1 protein-coding gene is annotated in these 259 nt (G+C 42.9%); it reads right to left on the minus strand.

Annotation, left to right across the window (positions count from 1 at the left end):
* The coding region (locus AB4512_RS25150) for a hypothetical protein (protein WP_372176177.1) at positions 1 to 259 on the minus strand (259 nt) is incomplete at both ends.

The following is a 259-nucleotide window of genomic DNA, read 5'->3' on the forward strand; positions in this document are numbered from 1 at the left end:
CACCAGAGCCATTGGTATAAAGCTCAAAGTCTTTAATGATGTCTGTACCATTATCGAGTGCAGAGTCTAACCAGGTGAAAATATTGTCATCGCTATCACCAATAAGCAGATCATTCCCAGAGCCCGCAAATAAAGGCTCGTTACTCGCAGCACTAGTCACGTTATATTGTTGTGGTTCTTCAATATCAACCGTCACCGTTTCGACTGTACTTTCAGCGCCATTTGAATCTACTGCGACATAGTCAAATTGAGGGTCATC

The organism is Vibrio sp. 10N.222.52.B7 (genome assembly GCF_041474275.1).
Classification (GTDB): Bacteria; Pseudomonadota; Gammaproteobacteria; order Enterobacterales; family Vibrionaceae; genus Vibrio; species Vibrio crassostreae_C.